Annotated in this window: 24 protein-coding genes; 10 read left to right on the forward strand and 14 right to left on the reverse strand. The window is 35.2% G+C overall.

Translation table 11 applies throughout. From position 1 onward, the window contains the following. The first annotated feature begins 150 nt into the window (after nt 1-150). From HHU12_RS11200 to HHU12_RS11210, 3 genes are read left to right on the forward strand one after another with little or no spacing between them, the layout of a single operon-like run. Nucleotides 151-1,605, forward strand: coding sequence for a DUF6175 family protein (locus tag HHU12_RS11200; RefSeq protein WP_169656831.1), 1,455 nt, complete (start codon nt 151-153; stop codon nt 1,603-1,605). Next, complete coding sequence (locus tag HHU12_RS11205) at nt 1,605-3,224, forward strand: MutS-related protein (RefSeq protein WP_169656832.1); 1,620 nt, start codon at nt 1,605-1,607, stop codon at nt 3,222-3,224. The genes HHU12_RS11200 and HHU12_RS11205 overlap by 1 nt, the downstream gene beginning before the upstream one ends. 39 nt (nt 3,225-3,263) lie before the next feature. After that, nucleotides 3,264-4,238: a helix-turn-helix domain-containing protein gene (locus tag HHU12_RS11210; RefSeq protein ID WP_169656833.1), complete on the forward strand. Its 975-nt coding sequence runs from the start codon at nt 3,264-3,266 to the stop codon at nt 4,236-4,238. Between the two features lie 15 nt (nt 4,239-4,253). Here the strand turns inward: HHU12_RS11210 and HHU12_RS11215 are convergent, their stop codons facing one another. Next, entirely contained in the window at nt 4,254-6,584 is a 2,331-nt protein-coding gene (locus tag HHU12_RS11215) for an arylsulfatase (protein ID WP_205959859.1), read from the reverse strand. 299 nt (nt 6,585-6,883) lie between these two features. On the opposite strand from HHU12_RS11215, the gene HHU12_RS11220 reads away from it, so the two are divergent. After that, the gene (locus HHU12_RS11220; protein WP_169656834.1) at nt 6,884-7,459 is read left to right on the forward strand and encodes a hypothetical protein; all 576 of its coding nucleotides are present in this window, start codon (nt 6,884-6,886) and stop codon (nt 7,457-7,459) included. A gap of 75 nt (nt 7,460-7,534) precedes the next feature. On the opposite strand, the gene HHU12_RS11225 is transcribed toward HHU12_RS11220, so the two are convergent. The 4 genes from HHU12_RS11225 to HHU12_RS11240 all read right to left on the reverse strand — a co-directional run bounded on the left by HHU12_RS11225 (nt 7,535) and on the right by HHU12_RS11240 (nt 11,992). Continuing rightward, the gene (locus HHU12_RS11225; RefSeq protein WP_169656835.1) at nt 7,535-9,100 is read right to left on the reverse strand and encodes a M20/M25/M40 family metallo-hydrolase; all 1,566 of its coding nucleotides are present in this window, start codon (nt 9,098-9,100) and stop codon (nt 7,535-7,537) included. 114 nt (nt 9,101-9,214) lie between these two features. Further along, nucleotides 9,215-9,991, reverse strand: a complete 777-nt coding sequence (gene murI / locus HHU12_RS11230; RefSeq protein WP_169656836.1) for a glutamate racemase — start codon at nt 9,989-9,991, stop codon at nt 9,215-9,217. A 3-nt stretch (nt 9,992-9,994) separates the two neighbouring features. Then, nucleotides 9,995-10,894, reverse strand: a complete 900-nt coding sequence (locus tag HHU12_RS11235; protein ID WP_169656837.1) for a hypothetical protein — start codon at nt 10,892-10,894, stop codon at nt 9,995-9,997. A gap of 3 nt (nt 10,895-10,897) precedes the next feature. Then, a complete protein-coding gene (locus HHU12_RS11240) occupies nt 10,898-11,992 on the reverse strand; it encodes a DUF1573 domain-containing protein (RefSeq protein ID WP_169656838.1) in 1,095 nt (364 codons plus the stop codon). 277 nt (nt 11,993-12,269) lie between these two features. Here HHU12_RS11240 and HHU12_RS11245 point away from each other — a divergent pair, with 277 nt between their 5' ends. Together HHU12_RS11245 and HHU12_RS11250 are read left to right on the forward strand one after the other, a co-directional pair. Then, the gene (locus HHU12_RS11245) at nt 12,270-12,824 is read left to right on the forward strand and encodes a SiaB family protein kinase (RefSeq protein WP_205959860.1); all 555 of its coding nucleotides are present in this window, start codon (nt 12,270-12,272) and stop codon (nt 12,822-12,824) included. Nucleotides 12,825-12,830: 6 nt separating this feature from the next. Then, nucleotides 12,831-13,208, forward strand: a complete 378-nt coding sequence (locus HHU12_RS11250; RefSeq protein ID WP_044205426.1) for a DUF1987 domain-containing protein — start codon at nt 12,831-12,833, stop codon at nt 13,206-13,208. A gap of 83 nt (nt 13,209-13,291) precedes the next feature. On the opposite strand, the gene HHU12_RS11255 is transcribed toward HHU12_RS11250, so the two are convergent. The 6 genes from HHU12_RS11255 to HHU12_RS11280 all read right to left on the reverse strand — a co-directional run bounded on the left by HHU12_RS11255 (nt 13,292) and on the right by HHU12_RS11280 (nt 19,086). After that, complete coding sequence (locus tag HHU12_RS11255) at nt 13,292-13,960, reverse strand: transposase (protein ID WP_169656840.1); 669 nt, start codon at nt 13,958-13,960, stop codon at nt 13,292-13,294. A 56-nt stretch (nt 13,961-14,016) separates the two neighbouring features. Then, nucleotides 14,017-14,193, reverse strand: coding sequence for a hypothetical protein (locus HHU12_RS11260; RefSeq protein WP_169656841.1), 177 nt, complete (start codon nt 14,191-14,193; stop codon nt 14,017-14,019). A gap of 783 nt (nt 14,194-14,976) precedes the next feature. Continuing rightward, entirely contained in the window at nt 14,977-15,639 is a 663-nt protein-coding gene (gene folE, locus HHU12_RS11265; RefSeq protein ID WP_169656842.1) for a GTP cyclohydrolase I FolE, read from the reverse strand. Beyond that, on the reverse strand, nt 15,640-16,053 hold the full coding sequence (hisI, locus tag HHU12_RS11270; RefSeq protein ID WP_169656843.1) for a phosphoribosyl-AMP cyclohydrolase: 414 nt from the start codon (nt 16,051-16,053) through the stop codon (nt 15,640-15,642). Nucleotides 16,054-16,059: 6 nt separating this feature from the next. After that, nucleotides 16,060-16,677, reverse strand: coding sequence for a GTP cyclohydrolase (locus HHU12_RS11275; protein WP_169656844.1), 618 nt, complete (start codon nt 16,675-16,677; stop codon nt 16,060-16,062). A gap of 6 nt (nt 16,678-16,683) precedes the next feature. Beyond that, a complete protein-coding gene (locus tag HHU12_RS11280; protein WP_169656845.1) occupies nt 16,684-19,086 on the reverse strand; it encodes a TonB-dependent receptor in 2,403 nt (800 codons plus the stop codon). Nucleotides 19,087-19,273: 187 nt separating this feature from the next. Here HHU12_RS11280 and HHU12_RS11285 point away from each other — a divergent pair, with 187 nt between their 5' ends. The 3 genes from HHU12_RS11285 (at nt 19,274) to HHU12_RS11295 (ending at nt 20,828) form a co-directional block, all read left to right on the forward strand. After that, nucleotides 19,274-19,693, forward strand: coding sequence for a Fur family transcriptional regulator (locus tag HHU12_RS11285; protein WP_169656846.1), 420 nt, complete (start codon nt 19,274-19,276; stop codon nt 19,691-19,693). A 164-nt stretch (nt 19,694-19,857) separates the two neighbouring features. Continuing rightward, nucleotides 19,858-20,331: a hypothetical protein gene (locus HHU12_RS11290; protein WP_169656847.1), complete on the forward strand. Its 474-nt coding sequence runs from the start codon at nt 19,858-19,860 to the stop codon at nt 20,329-20,331. After that, nucleotides 20,331-20,828: a hypothetical protein gene (locus HHU12_RS11295; protein WP_169656848.1), complete on the forward strand. Its 498-nt coding sequence runs from the start codon at nt 20,331-20,333 to the stop codon at nt 20,826-20,828. Before HHU12_RS11290 ends, HHU12_RS11295 begins: the two co-directional genes overlap by 1 nt. A gap of 52 nt (nt 20,829-20,880) precedes the next feature. Here HHU12_RS11295 and HHU12_RS11300 read toward each other — a convergent pair whose 3' ends face one another. The 3 genes from HHU12_RS11300 to HHU12_RS11310 are packed head-to-tail and all read right to left on the reverse strand — an operon-like array spanning nt 20,881 to nt 23,208. After that, complete coding sequence (locus tag HHU12_RS11300; protein WP_169656849.1) at nt 20,881-21,633, reverse strand: SDR family NAD(P)-dependent oxidoreductase; 753 nt, start codon at nt 21,631-21,633, stop codon at nt 20,881-20,883. Beyond that, nucleotides 21,630-22,208 (reverse strand): class I SAM-dependent methyltransferase, encoded by a 579-nt coding sequence (locus HHU12_RS11305; protein ID WP_169656850.1) that lies wholly within the window; start codon nt 22,206-22,208, stop codon nt 21,630-21,632. Before HHU12_RS11305 ends, HHU12_RS11300 begins: the two co-directional genes overlap by 4 nt. Beyond that, on the reverse strand, nt 22,192-23,208 hold the full coding sequence (locus tag HHU12_RS11310) for a sugar phosphate nucleotidyltransferase (RefSeq protein WP_169656851.1): 1,017 nt from the start codon (nt 23,206-23,208) through the stop codon (nt 22,192-22,194). The genes HHU12_RS11305 and HHU12_RS11310 overlap by 17 nt, the downstream gene beginning before the upstream one ends. 262 nt (nt 23,209-23,470) lie before the next feature. Here HHU12_RS11310 and HHU12_RS11315 point away from each other — a divergent pair, with 262 nt between their 5' ends. Further along, complete coding sequence (locus HHU12_RS11315) at nt 23,471-24,517, forward strand: cytochrome c peroxidase (protein WP_169656852.1); 1,047 nt, start codon at nt 23,471-23,473, stop codon at nt 24,515-24,517. The last annotated feature ends 16 nt before the right edge of the window (nt 24,518-24,533 follow it).

Here is a 24,533-nt window from a genome sequence, read left to right on the forward strand (position 1 = left end):
CTTAAAAGTCTGTTTTTGTTGAAGTATTTATCCAAAATTACTATATATTAATGGCAAAAGCATTACAATATTGTAAGTTTATTGTAAAATAATTTCATTATCTTCAACTCGGAATTGAACAACAAAAAAACAAATATTTAATATATTTAAATGAAATCAATACTATCATTATTTTTATTTTTGCCTGTATTTGCCTTTGCTCAAAACTCCATTATCGTCTTCCCTTATACAGAAGAAAGTGAGTCGTTTTGTGATAACTATAATGTGTACAATACCAAAATGGCTATTCAAGCTATTGAGGAAATCTATAAATATAATGCGTATAATGTGATCGACACCAAATCACCTATGCGTAAGCTGCAAGCTGAAAACGCCTGCTATCTGGATAATAATCAAATAAAAAATGTTTTACTGGGCGGATGGCAAAGTACTTATGTGGAGGTCGCCTATCAGTTACATAAAACTTCACAAGGAAATTATTTTGATTTAGTATTGCTTTTCAGGGACGCCGCCTCTTCTGATGTGTTAGTGTCTTTCAAAAAAACATCTAAAAAACGCTACTCTTCTAATATCAAAGAATTTACGCATAACCTTTTTGAAACGTATTTTGAGGAGTTTATCGAACAATGCAACTGGGCAAAATCAAGCGGTCAAAAAGTGGACCTCTCTACGATGTTGATCCCTTCTATTGCCCCTGCGAAAAAGACGGATTACAGCAAAGGTAAAAAGCCAAAAGAAAGTAAAGGGGTAAAAGAGAAAAAGGTCACTGAAACAGTGGTAGCGGAGAATTTTCCTTTGAGTGATGTCGATCAGAATATTCCTGCTTTTGGCAAAGTCAACGAATATGCTGTTGCTGTTGTGATTGGCAACAGAGCGTATAGAAATAAAGATGTACCAGAAGTAAAGTTTGCCCGTAATGATGCTAAAATCATGAAGTCTTACTTGAAGTCGGGTTTAGGATTTAAGGAAGAAAACATCATTTATGTTGAAGATGCCACTCAAGCAGATTTCAATGCTATTTTCGGTATAAAAGGCAATCCAAAGGGAAAACTTTTTAATTATGTAAAGCCTAATGTCTCTGATGTGTACATCTATTATTCAGGGCATGGAGCACCAAATCCTGAAACCAATAAAGGTTATTTTGTTCCTGTAGATACCGATCCTTCCTTGATTCACTTCAACGGCTATTCTTTGGATACTTTTTATGAGAACTTGGGTTTAGTGCCTTACAAATCACTGACTGTAATTGTGGACGCTTGCTTTAGTGGTAGTTCTGAAGGAGGTATGCTATTGAAGAACATATCACCAGTTTTTATCAAATCTGAAAACAAAGTACTGAGAGATGAAAATGCGGTGATCTTGACTTCGGCGGCTTCAGAACAAGTTTCCTCTTGGTATAACGAAAAGTATCACTCTTTATTTACCTATTATTATTTGAAAGGATTGCAAGGTGCTGCTGATACAAATCAGGACAGAAAAGTGAGTTTGGGTGAAATGAAAGCCTATATCGCGGAGAATGTACCTTACATGGCAAGACGTTTAAACAACAGAGAGCAGACTCCTGAGGTTACTGGTGACGAGCAGATTATACTGATACAACGCTAATGAATTCACTTCTCTTTATTTTACCATTATTACTCTTACTGTTCCTCCTGTTTCAGTACATTTACCTGAGGAAAGAAAGAAAAAAACGTGTCCATTCACTTGTTAAGAATTGGGGCAAAAGTCATGAAGGGCGGTATATTAATTTTGACAGGACGAAACAGTATTTTCTAAAATCAAGGTACAGTTCAATCGCTTTTCAAGCTATTTCTGCCAACTCCATTCACGACCTTGACCTTCATGATGTTTTTCGATTTATCAACAGAACGATGTCTTCTATTGGTGAGCAGTTTTTGTATTTCAAATTACTCACGCTAGATACACCTCAAGAAAAAAATAAATTAACACCTCTTGTTCGTTACTTCAAGGAAAACAAGAAAGAACGTATTGAAATTCAACAACTTCTATCAGAACTGAAATCACCAAAAGGATATAATGTAGAGAAACTAATTCATGACCGCCACCTGACGTTGCCCTCTCATTATGAATTTTATTATTTAAGCAGCTTCGCTACCATCTCAGCCCTCGTTCTATCCATATGGTTTCCATTTTTACTGATTATCCTCATACCGCTGTTCATTGTCAATATGGGCATGCATTATTACAATAAAAAGAATATTGACAAATACAGCGAAGGTTTGTACGTTCTTTTCAAAATGATGAAGGTAAAGCCTGAACTAGAAAAATATTTTGACACTGAAATCAAGGCTATCTCAATTGATAAACTGCAACAGCTGAGGTTTTATTCTTTCTTTATTCATTTTGCCTCAAATCATGATCAAGACCCACTTGCACAGCTCGTCATCTGGAATGTTGAGCTATTGAAAATTTTTCTAAACGTGGAAGTTATTTCATTTTACAAGTGCATTCAAAAATTAGAGAAGCATAAAGAAACGATAGAAGAACTATTCCAATATATTGGCATGATAGACGCCGCTCAATCCATTGCCAATGTTCAATCAGGAGAACTTACTACATGCCAGCCTTCTTTTTCAAATCATTTTAATGTAGAAGCCATCACCCACCCGCTTATTCATGATTGTGTTGCCAATTCTTTTTCACTGGATAAAAAAGGAATGTTGCTGACGGGATCAAATATGTCGGGCAAAACCACTTTTATCAGAACAGTGGCCATCAATGCAATATTTGCACAAGCATTTGATTTTTGTTTCGGTGAAAAATATAATGCTCCTTATTTTAAGATTTACACAAGCATCAGAATAAGTGACAACCTGAGAGAGAAAACCTCATACTATTTGCAAGAGGTGAAATCCATCAAAAAAATTGTGGATGCCTCACAAACTAACACGCCATGCCTTTTTGTAATGGATGAATTGTTTAAAGGAACGAATACGTTAGAGCGAATTAAAAGTGCCAATGCTATTCTTTCTTACTTGAATAAAGGTCCTCATTATACATTTGTTGCCACCCATGATCTTGAATTGACAGCATTGCAGGCTTCACATTATGAACTTTGGCATTTTGCGGAGGTTGTAGAAAAAGAGAATGTTTATTTTGATCATAAATTGAAAAAAGGGAAGCTAAGCAGGTTCAATGCCATAAAAATATTAAAGCTTAATAATTACCCTGAAGAAATCATTAATACCTGTCTTGATACTTAAAATAAAATTATTCCCACTCTAAATTTTGTAAATTCAAGCATGCATAAGTTAGAAGGAGATGATATAACACCACAATCAGTCTATAAATATATCAGTGATATTTATGGCGGGAATTGGAATGGAGAATCAATGGTGATTGAAAATGAAAAGATCAACTGTAAAGCCACTTATTTCAATTACCCTAATGATATTATAGTAGGTCTCGTAAAACTGAAATGTACTGAACGACTTACCTATGAAAGCATAGCCACTGATAAAAAAGACTATTTGACGATCCGAATTGGATACCAAGCTGTTTTTGATGAAAAAAATAATCAAAAGGCGGCTGTCAATAAAGGGATATTTATCTATGATGTGAATTTCTTATATGAAAATCATCTCCATCCTGATATTTGGTATGAATGGTTTGCCATAAAATGCCCTATTGATTTTTTAAAGACATGGTTTATTGAGGATACTGATTTTGATGATTTTAAAAACAGAGTCATCAACAGTTATATCTACTGCCCTTTTATACCTGAGATTGAAACCATCATCCGTGAATTATCATTTTTCAATGAAGATGACAAATTAAAGAAAACCATATTTCTATCGAAGTTATTTGAAATCCTTGGTCGCTTATTTACAGTTTTAAAAGAACAAAGACCACGGCAGTTTCAAGACATCAAACTGCATCCTGAAGATTATAAAACCATGCTGGATGTAAGAGAATATATATTAGAAGATTTCAGTAGAAAGCCGAAATTAGAAGAAATTGCCAAAGAATTTCATTTGAGTGTTTCAAAACTCAGAAGAGACTTTTCTTCCGTTTATCAGACAACAGTCATGAAGTTTTTTGATCAACACCGTTTGCAGGAAGCTTATCAGCAAATTAAATATTCAGATAAAAGTATCACTGCCATCAGTATTGATTTGGGTTTTGTATCTGTGGCTCACTTTGGTACAGCCTTCAAAAAAGAATACAAAATCACTCCCAACCAATTAAGAAATAAAGACTCTACCCAAAATGAGTAGAGTCTAAATGGTGTATTATTTTAATGTAACTTCCACTAACTGAATCTCTCCAGAATAAGTGAAATCTCCGTGATAGAATTCTGATGGACTAGAACCTGTATTTTTACCCACATCAAAAGTTGATGTAGCACTGTATTGTACAGGAATTGTTCTTGGGATATCTCCCGATCCAATTACTTTATCGCCAAGCATTAATGTAACTTTGGCGGCACCGCCTCTTTGACCTGATACTTGATCATAAACTGCTTTTAATTGGATATCACCTTCAGGCAATTCAATTTCTGAAATGATATTGGTATACTTCTGATCAAAGAAATTGTAAGTATAGTATAATCGATTGTCTTTGATATAAAGTGAATATCCTGCCTCAAAACCACCGTCTGTTACCAACACCCCTTCATCAGATTTTTTATGGTTTAAGTCTACCACAATGTCATGATTTCTACTTGGTGTTCTTGGAGAAGCACTGTTGGTTACTCTTTCAGTCACACCATAATAAGTGAATTTTGTTCTTGAATTATTGATCGAAGGACGATCAGGGGTTACAATTCTTTCCACAAAACGGTCATCCATTGGATACACATCCTTAGAGGCCGCTTCACTTTCAAATAAAGCCTTCAACTCTTCCAATTTCTCAGGATACTGATCTGCTAAATCTTTAGACTGAGAAAAATCTTCTTCAATATTGTAAAGTTCCCATTTAGCATCATCAAAGTTTTTTGAACCATTCAACTGCCAAGGAATACCGTGGAAAGCACAAGCTACCCAGCCATCATGATAGATCGCTCTTGAACCTTCAATCTCAAAGTACTGTGTATCTCTTTGACCTTTCGCATGTTCCTCTTTAAAAGTATAAGCCATACTTACGCCTGACATTTCAGATTGCTCGAAACCTTTTACCGTTTTTGGTTGCTCAATTCCTGTAATTTCAAGGATTGTTGGTGTGATGTCTGATACATGGTGGAACTGCGTTCTCTTTTCACCTTTGTTTTGAATACCTTCAGGCCATGAAATCACCAAACCATTTCTTGTGCCACCAAAGTGAGAAGGCACACGCTTCATCCATTTGAAAGGTGATGAACCTGCCCATGCCCATGAAACTGCATAATGTGGCTCAGTGCTAGGTGTCCCCCATTCGTCAATATCTTTGAGTTGTCTTTCGAATGATTCTCCACCAAGACCATTGTAAGCCAAATACACATTACTTGTACCTGTCATGCTTCCTTCCGCTGAAGGGCCATTATCACCAACGATATAAATCACTACAGTATTCTCACCTCCAGGTAAACTCTTCGCTGTTTTTAAAACTTCACCAACATAATGGTCAGTGTGATCTAAGAAACCTGCATAAACTTCCATCTGACGAGCTAATACTTTTCTCTCCTCATCTGTGTATGAATCCCATGCTTCTAATACCTCTGGTCTCTCCGTCAGTTTAGTATTTGCAGGAATAATTCCCATTTCTTTTTGACGGTTGAAAGTTTCCTCTCTCATGGCATCCCAACCATTATCAAACTTTCCTTTGTACTTTTCAATAAACTCATCAGGTGCTTGTAATGGAGAATGGGCCGCTCCTGTAGAGAAGTATAAGAAGAACGGTTGATCAGGGTTGTTTGATTTCTGTGTCTTCATCCAACGGATGGCATCATCAGCTAAATCCTCTGTTAAATGATATCCTTCTTCAGGAGAATAAGGTTGATCTACAGGCGTCGTATTTCTATATAAATCCGGCTCATATTGGCTTGTTTCTCCACCATTAAATCCATAGAAATAATCAAAACCTAAACCTGTCGGCCAGCGGTCAAATGGTCCATTGGCTGTTACTTCCCAAGTTGGGGTGTTGTGCCATTTACCAAAAATTGAAGTGCTGTAACCGTTGCCTTGCAATATCTGAGCGATGGAAGCGGCATCATCAGGCCAAATACTATTGTAGCCTGGGAAACCAGTGGATAATTCTGAAATTACACCGAAACCTGCTTCGTGGTGGTTTTTACCAGTCAATAAAGCGGCGCGAGTTGGGCTACACATACCAGTTGTATGGAATCTTGTATAGGTCAAACCCTCATCAGCAAGTTTATCCAAATTGTCCATTTCTACTGGACCACCAAAAGTTGAACTCTGACCGAATCCAACATCGTCTAGCATTACTACGATCACGTTTGGCGATCCAGCCTTTGGTTTTACAGGCTGAGGGTAATCGGATTCTGACTCTGCATAAGTTCTTCCGATTTTGCCTTTAAATTCTTGAATAGGTTGGGGTATTTGTTCTTGTGCAAAAACATTTACCGATAAAAGTGTGAACATACTCAAGAGCCCACAAATCATTTTTGAAGTAATTTTTTTCATATCTGATTCTCGTTTTTCGTCTAATACAAAGGAATCAAATTGGCTTTTCTTGGGCCTTCAAAAAATGCTCAACCTACATCAAAATATGCTCAAACGACGACAATCTTAAAATATTCTACAGTATGTTATTAAGGATAAATACATTTGTTTAATATCAATCATTTTAATTAATTGAGAGTAAATTAAAAATGAGGTCAATTTTGAACGTTTAGGTAAAATGTTTGAGCTAATTGACATTGTTACACATCACACATTTTCGTTTACTATAATAAATTTTACAGCATTAAATTTTATACAACATGCCAATCGCAGTCCTTACTCAAGCTATCGTTTCTGCTATATCAATTCCAACAGAAGCTGATAACATCAATCTACATATGAAAAATGGTGATTTAATTTCTTTGACTAAAGCAGAGTTAAAAGAAAAGAAATCAACTCCTACCGATATAGTTTATAAGAGAGACAAAGAGTATCATAAAATCCCTGTTCATGAAATTGATTATGTACGCTATGAATCATTGGACACTTACGACAAGACCGTCGATTTTATTGAAGAATATAACCTTATGATACAAGAAATTGACGAACACGTTTTGGAATATTACAACACCAAAAGGTATAAGAAGTCGCGTACATCACAAACCTTTGCTGTAGCAGGATGGACACTGGCACTTACAGCCAATCCATTATTCTGGGCGGTTGCACCAATTCCTACAACACAAGCCGTATTAACGATGAAAAAAGCGGATAAAACACATGTAGTAAGCGGTAAGGAATGGAAAGCTGTGAAGAAAGCTCAGAAAGAAAAAGTGAAGGATTTAAAAGAGAAAGCCAAGATGGAAGAAGAAATGGAAATGCTAGCGAGCAATCTGTAATCATACTAAACAAAAAAAGAGTCACTCCCTAATTTATGAAAGGAGTGACTCTTTTTATAAGCTTTTAAATTGATCTTACTGTGCTATATCCCAAATGGTCAAATAACTCAATTTTGTAATCTCGGCCGCTTTATCCATCATGATTTTATCTGCATGATCTGACACCTGATGATAATCTTCATGACCACCTGTATGATACCAGAAAAATGGAATTCCTTCTTTATCGAAATTCACATTATCCGAACCACCCGCTTCACCTTGCTTGGTTTTACCATCAAACATTTCAAGGTTGATATTGTATTTCTCTATATTTTCAGCATTGATATCCCAGGTAGAAGGGTTTTCAGCATTATAGATAAAACTCACTTGATTATCCTTACTATGCCAGTCGCCTCTTCTGCCAATCATATCAAAGTTTAAATACATTTTGATCTTTGATTTATTCTCAAAAGTTCTGAGGAAATTTTTGGACCCATGCAATCCTTTTTCTTCAGCAGTCCACGCCGCAAAAAGCATTGTTTTCTTTGGTTGCACACCCGTTGCCTTTGCTGCTTTTGCAATTCCCAAAATAGCAGCAACACCTGATGCGTTATCGTCCGCACCGTTCCAAATGTAGCCTTCACGTTTACCTAAGTGGTCATAATGAGCTCCTATCATCACCAAACTATCCGGTTCAGTACCTTCAATTTTGGCCAGGACATTTCTCACTCTTTTTCTTTCCACATCACTATTTGCCTTAAAAGTCGCTGATGTTGCCTTTAAATTCACTTTATGCAGTTTACCTGTATTGAGTGACGCTTTATAAGCATTGATTTCACCTTGCTCAATAAGAGAGGCCATCAAATACTCACCCCCCATAAATAATGGTGGAATTGTACTCACTTCAGTTACAGGACTGTATAACCTTGTGTCATAAAATGAAGATAATGGTTTATCTCCCTCATAATATTTCCTGTTATCTCTAAAAGGAACATTGTGTGCATGCTGAGGTAAGTTTCCATCAGGTTCAATTTCAATAACTGCCAATGCACCATATCTGCTTGCTAATTGTTCTTTTAATTTATGAATCTGTTTCAGCGGTATATCTTTCATAGAATTGCCGATTTTCCCTTCAGTGGGAACACCCTTAAGTCTCACCCAAATTTTTCCTTTGAGCTCTTTCTTGTAGAAGTCATTGTAGTCTAAAGAATCCACTTGAATACCATATCCCACAAATATAAGATTTCCTTTTCCATTTACACTATTTGGAGAGGCTTTTACTTCAAAATCTGTATGATTTGCAAATGTAAACTCCTGACCTCTACCGTTTTTCACGGAAAAGTGCTGTTTCTCTGAAGCTTTATACTCCAACACATCAAAGGACTGAAAATAGGTTGATTTTCCATTTACAACGTCGCCAGCAGGCTCCAATCCCATAAATTCAAACATGCTCGCCAAATACTCCGCAGCTCTGTAGGCGCCCGGTCTGCCAGCTTCTCTCCCCTCCATCCAATCAGATGAAAGGTAAGTGATAGTAGACGCTACAGTGTTTTCATCGATCGCCTGCAAACCTTTTTCTTTTGGTGTTTGAGCTAAACTATGTGAAAAGGGAAAGTGAAATAAAAGGGTTAATAAAATTGTGTAGGTTGATAATTTCTTCATTTCGATAAGTGTATGTTTAACTATCGAAAGTTCGGGCTTTTATAATAAAGAAAAAATGAAAAGTAGTTAATAAAGAGAAACACCAAGATGATAGATCGTGCACTTTACATTGAATTATAAAGAGGCTGTTTGATAAACGGCTTTAACGCTATATCCTGTGAGTTGTTCAACGCCCAGCTGGAAGTTTGTAATGCTGTCATTTGAGGTAAAAAAATGATATTTTGGTTCAGCTTCAGCAAGAGGGGCAGACATCACTCTCTTGATTTGTTTCACGACAGCAGGTGCTGGATCTATCAAGTTGACCTCTACTCCTACTATTTTCTGAATGTCCTCTTTTAAGAAAGGATAGTGAGTACAGCCTAATACAATCTGATCTACTTTCTCTTGCAACATAGGCACAACCAAAGGCTTTAGCACTGCAATGGCATTTTCAGTCCCCATCATCCCCTCTTCTACCAGTTCTACCATACCATAGCCGGGCTGTACAATTACATTGATCCCCTTGGTAAACTTTTCTTTGGTCTGTTTGAATAATTCACCCGAAAAAGTACCTTCTGTTGCCAACACTCCAATCGATTTTGTTTTAGAGGCTAAAGCCGCAGGTTTAATTGCCGGTTCCATCCCTACAAAAGGTATGTCATATTTTTCTCTTAGTGATTTGATCACTGCTGCAGTAGCTGTATTACAAGCTACAACAATAATAGTAGCACCTTTAGAAATCAGAAAATCTGTAATTTTATAAGCACGTTCTATTAATGCCTCTTTTGTTTTAGACCCATAAGGAATGTACTTCTGATCCGCAAAATACAGCATAGACTGTTCAGGCATCTGTTCATAAAAGGTGTTCCAAACCGACAATCCACCCAAACCAGAATCAAAGAATGCAATCATAACTTATTTCCTTTTTCGAGGATCATTTGCATCAAAGAAATGCCATGATACTAGTACGTCCTGAATTTGTTTTGTATCAATTTCCGTCACCTCTTTTGTGTTAGGGAAATAAGCAAAAACATTATTCTGGAAAGGATAAATTCCCACCTCCACATCATAAGCCGGAACGAGATCTTCCATTTTTACGATACAGAAAGGTTTGAATTTAGAAACAGTATCTTCTACAAATGAATTTCTTACTTCAAAAGTGCTTCCTTTTGTTTTTGGCAATGAAGTAATAAACTGATAAACAGCAGCAGAATCAATTTCACTCACGCCCTTAACACTGTAGAATTGCCCTTCAAATTTCATTTGAACATTATTTCCAGGGTTTCTATCATATTGTAAATCAAAATTCTTGAGAGTCTTCCAAGAAGTTCTGAAAATAGTTTTGTCTCTCCATTCTTTTGATGGAGAAAAAATCTCTTCCAGATTTACAAATTGCCCCGGCACTTCAACAGCATACGCCTGACCATTGATTTCACCAAAAGAGGCTACATCACTTTCAGAATGAATCTTTGCTGTGATCACAGGTATATTTGAAATATAAATCGTGATTTCCTTCCCTGCATCGATGCTCTTGCCTTTCGCTTCTATGATTTTGGTTTGCTGTACCGCTTGAAATAACATGCCCACTTTTTGAGGTGCCAGATCAATATTCTGATCCATTACCCATCGGCCATCTTCCAATTTTTGAATAGAATGCCCGTCAATATCGAACTGTGTGATATCGCCGAGGTTTTCAATATTAAAAAAAGTAAGGTTTTCCGGTTTGTTTGCTGTTGAAAAATCAACAAAAGAGAAACCTATGGCCACAATAAGCAATAGGTTTACTCCAATTAATGTTTTTATTCTGTTTGTCATTTTCTAGTTTCCTTCCGTAGATTTCACATCTGCCTCAATATACAATGTGGTTTCTGGTTTTTTAGGATCGTTGGTAATAATAGTGATTGATTTTTTCACCTGACGCGTATAATTTCCAGCAGTAAAAGTGACATCCAATTTTGTACTTTCACCAGGAGCCAATGTTGTTTTCTGAGGTTTTGTAGCCGTACAACCACAACTAGCTTTTACTTTTCTAAGTATCAATTCAGATGTACCAGTGTTAGAAATAGTAAACGCTGCTGATTTTTTGTCCAACGCTTTCATCTCTCCCAGCTGTTGTGTCACTTTATCGAATTCCACAGCAGGTGAACTACCATCTTCCGCTAGACCTGAAAAGTCCTCTTTGATATGCGCACTTACATTAATACGTTTTTTAGGTGAATCCAAATCAGAAGTAGGTAGTTGGAAATATTCAAAAAGATAACCATAATCTTCTTTCATGCTCGCGTCATAGCTGATAAAAACCGTTGCCGTATCTTTAGCAGTCAATTTATCTTTAGTTCCCCATACTTTAATGTACTCAGGAACTTTCACTTCTCCATACTTTATATTTACCGGAGAAACACCTTGATTATAGATTACCGTTGAAACTGTATCTTTCCCCGTATTCAAAATATTACCTATTAATATATGTGTTGTTTTAAACCTGAGATTACCAATTTCCATCGGGTACCAATCTTTAGGACCTTTAGGTCTTGGAATTACATTTCCTTTTATCGTCAACACTAATACCTGAGGATTTCCATTGGTTCTCACTGAGATTGTTTTTGTAAAAGGTCCCGGTCTGTTTTTGGTTGAATAACTCACTTGTACGTAGCCCATTCCTTTCACTGCCACCTCTTCAGAAGACCAATTGGGCGTAGTGCATCCGCAACTTGCCTTTACACTTGTCAATTTCAAGGGTTTATTGCCCTGATTGGTAAAATCAAAGATGGTTTGAGCATCGCCATCCTCCTCTTTTATATCTCCAAAATCATGTACAAGAGAATCAAAAACGATTTTTGACTGTGCTAATAATGGATTGCTTAAGACGGTGAAAAATAAAATTGTAAAACTAATGTATATCTTTTTCATCATTACGACTAAAAATTTCGTGTTTGGTATTTTAATTGCAAAAATAAAGATAACTTTTATATACTGATAATCTTTTTTTGACGTTATTGTATTAAGCTTTCAAAAGAAAATAATAATAATCTTATTGGTTCTTAAATATTTACCAAAAAAAATAGTATTATTGGATTTAGATACTATTGATCTGCTCGCAATCTCGTGTAATATTTGACGGAAGCTTATTGATTATTAGGAATTTTTTAAACGAAATTAACGCATTATACAGAGAATATCTATGGGGTACATGGAACACTTTAGCGTAAAAACTTTCAAGCAGCAACTAGCGATGAAAAAAATATCGCTTGCATTTCAGGGAATCTTTTCCCAGGATGTTCTTGCATTGATTGGTAAAAGTCTGCGCAACACTCCCGAAAGTAGAGTTATTGCAAAACGCCTTTTTGCGATAGTAATCGAAATGGCACAAAATATTCATCACTATTCTGCAGAAAAACAATATTCCGAGAAGGATGGCAGAGATATTGGCGTGGGAATTGTAGCTATTGCAGAGGATGATCATCATTATATAATTACTTCGGGAAACTGTATAGTCAAGACAGAGGTTCCCCCTTTGATTGAAAGGGCTAATTACATCAATGGACTATCACCTGAGAAGCTGAAAGAATTCTATCGTGAGCAACGTAAGGCCCCACAGCGTGTAGGTAAGCCGGGGGCAAACTTAGGTTTCATCGACATGGTTCGTAAATCAGGGAACCCGATTGAAATTAATATAAAAGAGTACGACGAGACTAGATCATTTTTTATATTATCGGTTAGAGTTAACAAGGAACTACAAAATTAAAATAGCATGGAAAACTTCCATATAGACGGATCAACATATATTCCTAGAATTGATTTCAATGCTGAAACAGGAGTTTTAGAAATAGAAGGGGAATCGTATCACGAATATACGACAGAATTTTTTGGTCCTATTTTTAGCTGGCTTGAGGACTATTTAGAAGAGTCGGGAAAAGAAATTACAATGAATTTCAAAATGTCTTACTTCAACACTTCTTCTTCTAGAAGATTTTTGGAGATCTTGACATTGCTTGAAGAATACCAAAACAACAAGGAAGGTAAAGTTGTTGTCAACTGGTACTATGAAGAAAACGATGTTGACATGTTAGAAAGTGGTGAAGAATACGCTGATGACGTAGAACTTACTTTCAACTTGCTTCCTTATTAAGCACAGATATTATTAAACATTGAGGGTGAAAAGATGTAGATCTTTTCACCTTTTTTTGTGCCCTTAGGTTTTATATTTTTTTGCTACCGTACACAAATATATTTAAAGATATCTTTGGAAAATTGATTTAATATTTTTCTATACTTTTTCTTTTTCCCAAAATATTCAATTGCTCTAAAACCAATTTGAAATATTGAGTATTGATCGATTCTATCTTTTCTGATGAACTTAGATATATGTTTTTGATAAACAGTAGAATAAGTGCCAAATAAAAATGTAATTAAAAATCCAAGGCATACTATTATTAATAATTTACTAAGCCTTTCAGCATCTTGTATCTTGGTTTTGTGAATCTTAAACCCTCTTGATTTTATGTCCGAAAAAATTGTTTCAATACTAAACCTTCTCTTATAGTAACTTATAATATCAGGAGCATATTCTAAATCGCTTATTAAATATAGAGCTTCTTCATATTCTTTCGAATGCCAAACCAAAAGATGAACAGGTCCATATTTCTTTCTAGTAAATTTTACCTTATCAATACTAAAATAGTCTTCAGATAAAGCCGGAGCCAGATCTTTAGCTTTAAATTCATCATCTGCTTGAGCATAAAAAATACTGCTTTTCGCAGTTCGTAAAACATAAGACCAACCCTTTGATGTACAGAACTTTTGTAAGTTTATATGATCAAATTCTCCATCCCCTAAAAATGTAATCTTATTAGTACTGTTTGAGATGATATCTGCTAGCATATTCATTACTTCTAAATGCAGGCTTACGGGTAGATGCCCCTTTTTACAACGCTTAACTACCCAGCAAATAGGGATCCATAATAAAGACTGATCATCAAGGCTGTACAGCCATTACCTACTTCTGATCCATCAATAACAAATGTCAGATCTAATGAAGAATGAAAACTAGATAAAAGCTTATGAATAAAAGGAAGAAAGAAAGTTTTATGATCTGTATATTTACTATCTAACATACGTTTACACTTCTTGACCTTACTTTCTTTATCTATTGAGCTTTTTAAGTTCGCTCCCATTTTTTCCAAAGAACAGTTCCCTTTTGATATGAGGGAAAAAACGATCAAAGATAGTTTTACAACTCTGTTATTGTGTGACTTTGAAGTGTTATTTGATCCACATAACGTAGACTTTAAGCTTTTTTTATATCTTTGTATTTCATGAAAAAAGAGGAAAATTTAAGTTGTGATGGACTATAAAATTGGAATCTCTTTTTTGCTTTTAAAGTGACGTATGTCATTAATTAAAAAAGTGTACGGTAGAAAATATATTTTATAAACGTCTCTTTCGAATCACAATTTTTCAGCTAAAAACTCTAGTTGTGCAACGCATTCTTAACACTCTGTAAACTAAATTATCATCAACTTTTAATCAGTATTTCTACAAGCTTTTTAATGTTCTTCTTCTCAGTTTCATTATCCATTGATGAAATATCTAGACTAGGTATTGAAATCAAATGTAATAGAGCAGAAAGTTTAATAGTGTGAATGTCAACGTAAATTAGATTTTAAGTACTAAGTCAAAAATAAATCATAGTTAATTCTAATATATTTTGTGTGAGTACAACGCTAAAAAACGTATTAATAGTGGTTCTATTAAGAGTTTTTTGAAGGAAGTAATCACAAAACAATAAATAGAATTAGTATTATATAATTTTGAATTTGTACTTATATAAAAAAAAGCTCAACCCCTAAAAATTAAGAGAAGAGCCCCAATATAACTTCTAATTAACTAAGATTTTATTAATCTTTTAATAACCTGAGAAACTCTTCTCTATAGGAAACATCATTAAACTTACCTCCGTATTCCATGGTTACTGTTGAACTTGTCTTGTCCTTGACGCCCCTTGATGAAACGCAAAGGTGTTCCGCATCCACTACCACAATGATACTTTCCGTTTTCAACGCTTCCTTCAGTTCGTTGTAAACTTGAAGAGTCATACGTTCTTGTACCTGTGGGCGTTTGCCGTAATATTCTACTATTCGATTGATTTTTGAAATACCTATTACTTTACCTGAAGAAATATAAGCGATATGTGCTTTTCCTACGATCGGTAAAAAATGATGCTCACATGCTGAAGAAAAAGTGATATTTTTCTCAATCAACATCTTGTCATACTGGTACTTATTATCGAAAACTGACAATGAGGGTTTATTTTTAGGGTCTAATCCTGAGAAAAGTTCCTTTACGTACATCTTTGCATATCTGTAAGGAGTACCCTTTAAACTGTCATCCGACAAGTCTAATCCCAAGGTCTTCATAATTCCTGAGAAGTATTCCTGAATAATTTCAATCTTCTCTTCATCACTTTTATCAAAAGCATCTGGAAGCATTGGTGTATCAACGCTCGTCATGATATGATTATCCCCTTCCAATTCAATTTTTAGTTGCTCTTCCTGTTCCATCTATTCCATTCCGTCTATAAATTGTAATTTGTTTTCCTCCAAATCATAGCTTCTGTAGAAGCATGCTTTTCTGTTTTCCCCTTCCTGATTGAAAGTATGGCAAACGCCACCACCCATCAGTTTTACCTGATAAATGATAGCGTCTTGGTCACAGTCCACCATTATATTCATAATTTTCAAGTAGTTGCCAGAGGTTTCCCCCTTAGTCCACAATTCATTTCGTGAGGTAGACCAAAAAGTCGCTTTCTTTGTTTTGAGTGTGTACTCAAAAGCTTCTTTATTGGCATAGCCGAGCATCAGAATTTGCCCCGTACCAAATTCCTGTGTTACGACGGGTAATAACCCACCTCTTTTTTCAAACTGAAGTTGTAGGACTAATTCCTCTTCCAAAGCTACTTTTGAACTGTTTTGCATATTTTATTATTGAATGTTCAATACGAATTTTAAATCAAAATCAGTATCACCATCATTAAAACCTGATGTAGAAGTTTTCACACCTGGCTGATGCTTTAATACTACTCTAAATTCACCAGCGGATACCGCTGTTGCTGAAGTTGTCCATTCTGTAGTAAGACCTACAGGATTTCTATTGTTATCTTCATCTTTATAGTTAATAGCATCTGAAGCATTATCAATATTACCATTACCTTCAGGATTAGAAAATGCATTATTTGTGAAACCAAAGAAGAATTGGTGTTCATCAGCTTCTCCAGCGATTTCCTCACCTATGTCTTCACCTGGCTCTTCCAAGTTGTTCATGATTTCATAAGTAAGCAAATAAGTTTTTCCAACACCTAAGTTGATTGCATCTTTAATTTCTAAATCTTTAAGACCTGGGCCATCAGGATCTTGAGCAGTAGCTGTAACCACATCAGTGCCATCAGCAGTGTTTGTGAAAACCAATTTCACATCCGTAATCACTTCCAATTCGTTTTCTTCTTCTGGTACCACTTCGTCTTTATCACAACTTGTGAATAAACATCCAGAAGCTAGTAGTGCAACAAGACTGTACTTTTTGAAAAAGTTGATCGTTTTCATTTGTTTTTATTTAGCGTTAAAATTATAGTTGATTGAGAAGAGGAAATTCCTTCCCATGTCGTCAGCGAAGTATCTAAACTGATTTAGATAGTTTCGGTAACTAGTGTTAAATACATTTTGAACAGAGAGATTAGCACTCAATTGATTCACTTTAAAACCAAAAGAAGCATCTAGTAGAAAGTAGCCTTCAGGAGCAGACATAAAGTCAAAAATTTCTGTTTCGGGTGTTACCACTTCATCCTTCTCAAGTGTTCTGGGAGCTTGGAACTGATGAAATGTATAACTCGGTTCTACTGACATATAAGCTGACTCAAAGAACCAGAAAGGTTTTATAGACCATTTTAAGTTATAGCTTGTTCTGATCGGTGGCTGATTAATGAGAGGTTCATCTCTTTCCACATTTTTAGACCATAGATAACTCAACCCAAAAGAACCATCCAATTCTTCTGACCACTTCTTTTGCCAAGTAAAATCAGCACCAATAAACAATGAATTGGATTGGTCAAAGAAAAAACCGGGCATTGGTCCCCTTACCGTTCCTAGAGCACCATAAGGGCGTTCGTATACATAGTTTTCAATATAATTAGCATACGCAGTAACCGTAAAATCATTCGTTTTCTGATTTATATGCCACTCGTTGATCCATTTAAATCCCTTTTCAGGCTTCACTCCACTCTCACTCAATGGTGTTACTTTATCAGATTGGTATTCACCATTTTCATCGATATAGTAGCGTAACATACCAAAAGAGTATTTGTACCCATGTTGACCAAAGGCAAATAATTCCTCTACATTTGGTGTACGCCAAGCCGTACCAAAATTAGTTCTGTAAGTGATATTGTCAGTTAGCTTTCGAACATAACCCAAAGATGTAGTGACATTCACGAAAGTATAATCATCTCTGAATACATTTTTATAGACATCCCTACCTCTTACATTATTGTTTTCAGAATCCATACGAATGCCTAACTCAAAAGTATTTTTACCTTTTGTCAAGCTTTCGATAATGAAACCACTAAAACGATAAGTATTATAGTTAGGAATAAAAGGAGTGGTATCAGTACCAGGATTATTGTCGTTATCTTGAGTGAAAAATTGAAGCCCCATAATACCATCCAACTGAAGCCATTTTTTATGATTCCATTCCAATTGATAGTCCGTCGTAGTTAAATCCAAGTTTATAATAGGCTTGTGAGAGTTTCTACGTACATCATATTCTTCACGTTGATTCAGCTGTCTGCCCACTCTAAATGTCAGTTTCTCTTCATCAGAATACCACCAATTGATTTCAGCAGTAGCAAGATGATGCTGAATCAACTGATTGGGTTCATTGATATCATATGAAAATGGCCTAATAAAGTCAGGTTTATCTGCCCCGATGGCATTTTCAAAATCTTCTGCATTTCCAGTAATAGAGGCTCTTAGGATACCGAGATTTTGGTCCACAAAACTATAATAGAGTTTTACATCAAAATCATTCAGTTTGTATTTGACACCAGCATTAAATGCTTTTTCTTCTTTACCAGTATTGGTCAATGAGTAATCAGGAGCATGTCTATCTCCTATTCTCGTGTAACCTCCACCCACATGATAACTCAGGTTTTTAAAACCTTGACTCACTTCAGTATTCGCAAAATAACCTCTACCATTGGTTTGATAGCCAGTCCCTATTTTTGCTCCAAAAGATTTATTGAAATGCAATGGATTTCCTTCCACAATTATAGCACCTCCTAAAGCTTCCGGTCCATACCTTACTCCAGATGCTCCTTTTATTACCGTTACGTTATTTGCAGAAGCTATATCTATTTCAGGAGCATGCTCCGATCCCCAGTTTTGAAATCCATGTTTAAAACCATTGTTCAAAACCAAGACTCTATTTCCATAAAGACCATGAATGACGGGGAGTTGTATATTACTTCCTGTTGATGTAAATGTCACACCTTCAATACTTGATAAGGCATTGGCAAGGGATTGTGTAGGATCAATTTTTAATAATTCTCCATCCACAAAATCCTGTGCCACTGACAATGTACCGTCTATATCATTTGTTTCTGAAATAGTGACTTCATTCAATGCTACAACATCAGGCTTCATATAAATCACTGAATTGTTTTTCTTTTCTTTATGAATATCACAATTCGCATCACAAGTAGTCTCACAATAACCATTACAAGATATTACTAGGCAATTTGAAACATGACATAATCCATCTAATTGAAATTCTCCATCATTATTGGTCAATGCATACTTCTTCGTCCCTTTAATACTTACCATCACAAAAGGCAGTGCTTCTTTCGTTTCGGCATCAAGAACAACACCTTTCAATTCATAGCTACACTTATTAGCCTCCTGTGCATTAGTACCAAGAGTGACAATAAGAAATATGAATAGAAAAAGAATTTTGTTCATACAAGTTAAAATTAGTTTGTTATGAAAAGAGTGCAAAAGTGAAACAAAGCACATCAACTTTCTAGGAGTTAATTTTTAATTAATCCAGATTTGCACTAAATGCGACCATGTTGCAAAAATAGAGAATTCATTATTACAAACGCAACAATGTTGTGTTTATTTTTTTAATTTATTTTATATTTGTCGCATGAAAAACGAGCTGGACATACTGGAATTACTTTCCAAACACAGAATAAGAAAAACAAATTTTAGGATTGAGTTATTGAAGTTATTCAGTAAAAAAGAACATGGTCTTTCTCACAAAGACATTAAAAAAGAAATAGAATGTATGCCTGATAAAGTCACTATTTACAGAGCATTAGACACCTTTCTAGAGAAAGGGATTATACACAAAGTTCCTGATATTAATAATATTTCCAGATATGCATTAACCAAAAATAAGTGCACTCATAATCATCACAACCACGCACATTTTATTTGTAAAGTATGCCATAAAACTTTTTGCATGGATGATATCCAATTACCTGAAATACAAAACACCAATGGTTTTCAAATCACAAACACAAAACTGATACTCGAAGGAATCTGTGCTGATTGTACAAACTAAATCTATTTTGAACCTTTCAATTTTTGAGCTTTTACACATTATTTTTTACTCTCCACATTGTTATTTCATTATCATTTATTGCAACATTATCGCATTTACTAATTACCTTTGAGCAATTAAAGATCATGTTTTGATCATATAATCAATGCTAATTATTAACAAAAATGGTAACTAAGGAACAAGTCGTTAGTGCTCAAAACGAATGGGGAGCAGGAGTTGTAAAAATCGGATCTCTAAAAGAAAATAGACCTGAATGCGAAGCTTTTGCTAGTGAATTTTTAAACAAACTTTACTCATTTGAAGTAGGTCCTGTTTTATTCAAACCTACAAAATGTGCCGTTGAGCAATTTAGACCTACAAAAGTAGAGGCACTTTCTTATTTCATTGCTGGTGATGAGCGTGCTTGTCAAGAAGACAAAGGTTTCGCTATCAACCCTTGGACAAAAGTAAGATTTGAAAATTCTGACATTATTTTAGAAGAAAATCGTGCTATTGCTATGGGGAACTACTTCTTTACAGATTTAGATGGAAACGAAGCAAAAGTAGAATATACTTTCGGGTATAAAGTTGTAGATGGTGCATTGAAAATTGATTTACACCACTCTTCATTCCCTTACAACCCTGAGCCAGTGGCATAATGCTTAAGCATTTATACTTTATTTGCCCTACTGATCACTTAGAGTCTGTGATTGAAAGTACTTTCAGGGAAGAAAACTATTATTTTACTTCTCTTGGTAACTCAATTACTTTTGATCAGACGAAAATGGAGGAAATCAACGATTTTATTGAATCTAAAAATATAAAAGAAGTCACTTTTGTATTATCAGATACCAACACGTTTTTCAAAGAGGCTTTAAATAATCAGTTTTTTAATGAAGGAAATCATATGAATAATTTTTATCATGAAATCTCTAACCAAAAAAAACTGACTAGTGTGATATGGCAAAAAAGTGACCTTCAACTTCCTGTTCTTTCATTATTCCTTGACCGGAAAATGAAAGAACTTCAAGCTTATATCAACTATTGGTTTGAAGACAAAGTGAAAGTCAATGCTAAAATCTATAGCAGAAAAAAGAATGTATTTAATGAAATCCATTCTGAACTTTATTCACTTCGATATTACAGTCAGAATTGAAGAAAAAGTTATGAGGAAAGAGGGAGTACAACTCTTACCTCATAACTCAAATCTATTGTTTATTGACAATCGTAGCTGATGCCTGTGCAGTTGGATAAACCACCAAATCAGCAATATTTACATGTCTTTTTCTTGAGACCATGAAGTAGATAATATCGGCAATGTCCTCAGCGTATAATGGATCATAGCCTTGATAAACACCTTCGGCCTTCTCTTTATCTCCTTTAAATCTTACCTCTGAAAACTCAGTGTGCACTAAGCCAGGGTGAACTGCTCCTACTCGGATACCAAACTCATTTAAATCATAACGCATTGCTTCATTCAGTGCATTTACAGCAAATTTTGACGCGTTATATACATTTCCATTCGGATAAACGTCTTTCCCAGCAATAGAACCAATATTGATAATATGCCCTTCTTTTCTGTTTTTCATCTGCTCAATTATGGCTTTTGAGACATACAGCAAACCCTTCACATTAATATCAATCATGGCATCCCAGTCATCCACATCTCCTTCATGAATAGGAGAAAGACCATGTGCATTACCAGCATTGTTTACTAAAATATCTACTTTTTGAAAACCTTCTGGCAAAGATGCGATCTGTGAGAAAACGCTTTCTTTATCTCTGACATCAAAAGATAAAGTATGAACTTCCACCTTACCTTCTAATTGTTTTTTCAATTCCAATAAACGCTCTTCTCTTCTCCCGCAAATAATAAGATTAATACCATTTTCGGCAAAAATTTCTGCTGTTGCTTTACCAATTCCGGAAGTTGCTCCAGTGACTAATGCTGTTTTTTTCATTGATTTTTAAGTTTTTGAAAGCACATGAACGAAAGCTCCATAATACTTTCTTCCTCCGATTGAGGAGGTATGAATATATGTTCGATATAAGTATTGAATTGTAATGCTAATGTGGGATGATATTTCTCAAAAAGGTCTTGAAGGTATTTTTCTCTCATATCCCATTGATGGGTAAGCAATAGCAAATACCCCTCTTCTACTAAATTCTTTTCTATCGTTGCAAAAAGTTGTTTTTCCTTTTCCTGATCTTCAGGCTGACAATGAATTACAGCATCAAGTAAGACCACTTGGTATTGTTGATCAAATTGATAATGAAATAGATCCTCAACCACGCCTTTTATTCCCGCTTCTTTAATCTGTCGAATTCCCTCTTTAGAAATATCGACAGCAGTCACATCAAAACCCAATTGATGAGCGACAAAAGTATCTCTACCCTGCCCCGCACCCAAGTCCAATAAACTGTTTTTGGGGTCGATTTGTTTTAAAAATTCAACTAACTCAGGATAAGCTTTACCAAATGCATTTCGGGCGGTATAAAAACCATCCCATTCTTCTGCCTTAGAGTTTGTTCCCAAAATTGATTTCCGTATGATCTCCTAAATTCAAACTCTGTGCTATTCCCTTTAAAGTAGAATCATGTCCCACTAAAGAGTTTTTAAGCAACAAATCTTTCAGATCTGTAAATGCACCGATAATGGAATTTTCAATAATACAGTTCTCAATAATTGCTTCCTCACCAATCACTACATTAGGGCCAATGATTGCATTTTTAACAACTGTATTTTTACCAATTTTCACAGGTTTAATGATAATAGAGTTTTCACATTTAATATCATCCGTAGTCGTCAACTGAAAGCCCGGTCTGCCAAGCAAAGTGGCATTTGCTTCAAGCAACGAATTCCTAGCACCGCAATCATACCAGTTTTCTACTTCTTGCACCTCAAAATTACACCCTTCAGCCACCATCTTTTGAATAGCACCAGTGATGACAATTTCGTTTTGAGACGTGATATTATTATCAATTACATATTCCAAACCTTTAATAAAAGTAGGAATATCCACAATTTTATATACCCCAACCAAACCTAAATTAGACTTTGGTATCACAGGGCGTTCCACAAAACGTTTTACTTTTCCAGTTGCATCCAACTCTGCTACCCCTACTTCTCCAGGATTATCTACCTTCTGATAACCAACCACGGAATTTGGGTTTTCCAACATTTGTTGCATATCCAAATTCACAATAGAATCTCCTAAACAAATCATCAACTCCTCTTCCTTTTCAAAGAAGTTTTTGGCTACATACACTGCATGTGCAGAACCTTCTCTTGGAATTTGTACGACAAACTCAAAGTTGATCTCTGTGTTTTTATAATTTTCTAGAATAAAGGACTCTATACGGGTTCCCATATAGCCTATGACGATAATAAAATCATCAAAACCTGCATCTATAAATATATCTATAATATGAGCTATAACGGGTTTTCCTGCAACAGGCAATAAAGCCTTAGGTTGAGTATTGGTTAAAGGACGTAAGTTAGAACCTCGTCCTGCAACTGGTATTAATACTTTCATTTTGTTAATTGTGTTCCTTTATATTTCAAATATAAGTACTCAAACAAAATTATCTTTACTATCTATTATTTTTTACAATAGCAATCCTCTAAAAAAATAAAAATTGATTCCTTTTTAATGTTGTTCACATAAAAATTAATTTATCAAGTAGTTATCAACTAACTTTGCAGTAGCTAACACAAAGCGATGCTTAAATCAGAAACTATCCAATTCAATAAAATAAATAGTACCTTTTAAAATTTACATTTAACTAAAACTAAAAATGAAAAAAATACTTTACTTTCTATCACTCACTGCCGCTTTAACTTCTTGTTCTGAAGGAAATAAAAAATCCGAAAAGAAGTTGGAGAAAATCACTGCAGATGAGTGGAAAATTGCATCAACGATGTATGGTGTATTACCTACAGAAGCGATCAATGATGAAAACCCTTCCAATGAATCAAAAATCAAATTAGGTAAGATGCTTTACTTTGATACTCGTTTATCAAAAGACGGTAATATCAGCTGTAATTCTTGCCACGATTTAGTAACATTTGGTGTAGACAACAAACCTACATCTCCTGGCGATACTGGAGAATTTGGAGACAGAAACTCACCTACTGTAATCAACTCTGCATTACAATTTGTACAGTTCTGGGATGGTAGAGCGAAAGACGTTGAAGAGCAAGCAATTGGGCCTATCTTAAACCCAATTGAGCACGCAATGCCAAATGAAAAAATGGTATTAGATCGTTTGGGTGAAGTTGCTGAATACGTGAAATTATTCAAAGAAGCATTCCCTGAAGAAAAACAACCACTTACTTATAAAAATGTAGGTAATGCCATTGGTTCTTTTGAGAGAACATTATTATTCCCATCAAGATTTGACAGGTTCCTTGCTCAAGAAAGCAACTCTTACTTATTGACTGCAAAAGAAGCACAAGGGTTCAGAGATTTCCAAGAGGCAGGTTGTGTAACGTGTCATTCAGGAAATATGTTAGGCGGAAATATGTACCAGAAATTTGGTGTATATGGAAACTACTGGGAAATGACAGGTTCTAAAAAACAGGATGAAGGTAGAAAAGAAGTAACAGGAAACGAAAATGATAAATACCATTTCAAAGTTCCTACTTTAAGAAATATCGCGAAAACCGCTCCTTATTTCCACGATGGTTCAGTAGAAAAATTAGAGGATGCAGTAAAAATTATGGCAAAGCTTCAATCAAATGTTGAGATCACAGATGAGCAAGCTTCAAATATTTCAGCATTCTTAGGAACACTTACTTCTAAAATTCCAGAAGAAGTTTCTCAAGCACCTGTTTTACCATAACAAAACATTATACTAT

The sequence above is a fragment of the Flammeovirga aprica JL-4 genome, assembly GCF_012844305.1.
In the GTDB taxonomy this organism is placed as follows: Bacteria; Bacteroidota; Bacteroidia; order Cytophagales; family Flammeovirgaceae; genus Flammeovirga; species Flammeovirga aprica.

Coding starts and splice junctions, on each gene's coding strand:
- HHU12_RS11300 (WP_169656849.1), bottom strand. CDS start 21,633: ATGAAAAAAACAGCATTAGTCACTGGAGCAACTTCCGGAATTGGTAAA.
- HHU12_RS11285 (WP_169656846.1), top strand. CDS start 19,274: ATGAAAAACGAGCTGGACATACTGGAATTACTTTCCAAACACAGAATA.
- HHU12_RS11275 (WP_169656844.1), bottom strand. CDS start 16,677: ATGAAAACGATCAACTTTTTCAAAAAGTACAGTCTTGTTGCACTACTA.
- HHU12_RS11315 (WP_169656852.1), top strand. CDS start 23,471: ATGAAAAAAATACTTTACTTTCTATCACTCACTGCCGCTTTAACTTCT.
- HHU12_RS11220 (WP_169656834.1), top strand. CDS start 6,884: ATGCCAATCGCAGTCCTTACTCAAGCTATCGTTTCTGCTATATCAATT.
- HHU12_RS11205 (WP_169656832.1), top strand. CDS start 1,605: ATGAATTCACTTCTCTTTATTTTACCATTATTACTCTTACTGTTCCTC.
- HHU12_RS11310 (WP_169656851.1), bottom strand. CDS start 23,208: ATGAAAGTATTAATACCAGTTGCAGGACGAGGTTCTAACTTACGTCCT.
- HHU12_RS11225 (WP_169656835.1), bottom strand. CDS start 9,100: ATGAAGAAATTATCAACCTACACAATTTTATTAACCCTTTTATTTCAC.
- HHU12_RS11250 (WP_044205426.1), top strand. CDS start 12,831: ATGGAAAACTTCCATATAGACGGATCAACATATATTCCTAGAATTGAT.
- HHU12_RS11215 (WP_205959859.1), bottom strand. CDS start 6,584: ATGAAAAAAATTACTTCAAAAATGATTTGTGGGCTCTTGAGTATGTTC.
- HHU12_RS11255 (WP_169656840.1), bottom strand. CDS start 13,960: ATGCTAGCAGATATCATCTCAAACAGTACTAATAAGATTACATTTTTA.
- HHU12_RS11235 (WP_169656837.1), bottom strand. CDS start 10,894: ATGACAAACAGAATAAAAACATTAATTGGAGTAAACCTATTGCTTATT.
- HHU12_RS11280 (WP_169656845.1), bottom strand. CDS start 19,086: ATGAACAAAATTCTTTTTCTATTCATATTTCTTATTGTCACTCTTGGT.
- HHU12_RS11295 (WP_169656848.1), top strand. CDS start 20,331: ATGCTTAAGCATTTATACTTTATTTGCCCTACTGATCACTTAGAGTCT.
- HHU12_RS11200 (WP_169656831.1), top strand. CDS start 151: ATGAAATCAATACTATCATTATTTTTATTTTTGCCTGTATTTGCCTTT.
- hisI (WP_169656843.1), bottom strand. CDS start 16,053: ATGCAAAACAGTTCAAAAGTAGCTTTGGAAGAGGAATTAGTCCTACAA.
- HHU12_RS11210 (WP_169656833.1), top strand. CDS start 3,264: ATGCATAAGTTAGAAGGAGATGATATAACACCACAATCAGTCTATAAA.
- HHU12_RS11245 (WP_205959860.1), top strand. CDS start 12,270: ATGGAACACTTTAGCGTAAAAACTTTCAAGCAGCAACTAGCGATGAAA.
- HHU12_RS11290 (WP_169656847.1), top strand. CDS start 19,858: ATGGTAACTAAGGAACAAGTCGTTAGTGCTCAAAACGAATGGGGAGCA.
- folE (WP_169656842.1), bottom strand. CDS start 15,639: ATGGAACAGGAAGAGCAACTAAAAATTGAATTGGAAGGGGATAATCAT.
- HHU12_RS11240 (WP_169656838.1), bottom strand. CDS start 11,992: ATGATGAAAAAGATATACATTAGTTTTACAATTTTATTTTTCACCGTC.
- murI (WP_169656836.1), bottom strand. CDS start 9,991: ATGATTGCATTCTTTGATTCTGGTTTGGGTGGATTGTCGGTTTGGAAC.
- HHU12_RS11260 (WP_169656841.1), bottom strand. CDS start 14,193: ATGTTAGATAGTAAATATACAGATCATAAAACTTTCTTTCTTCCTTTT.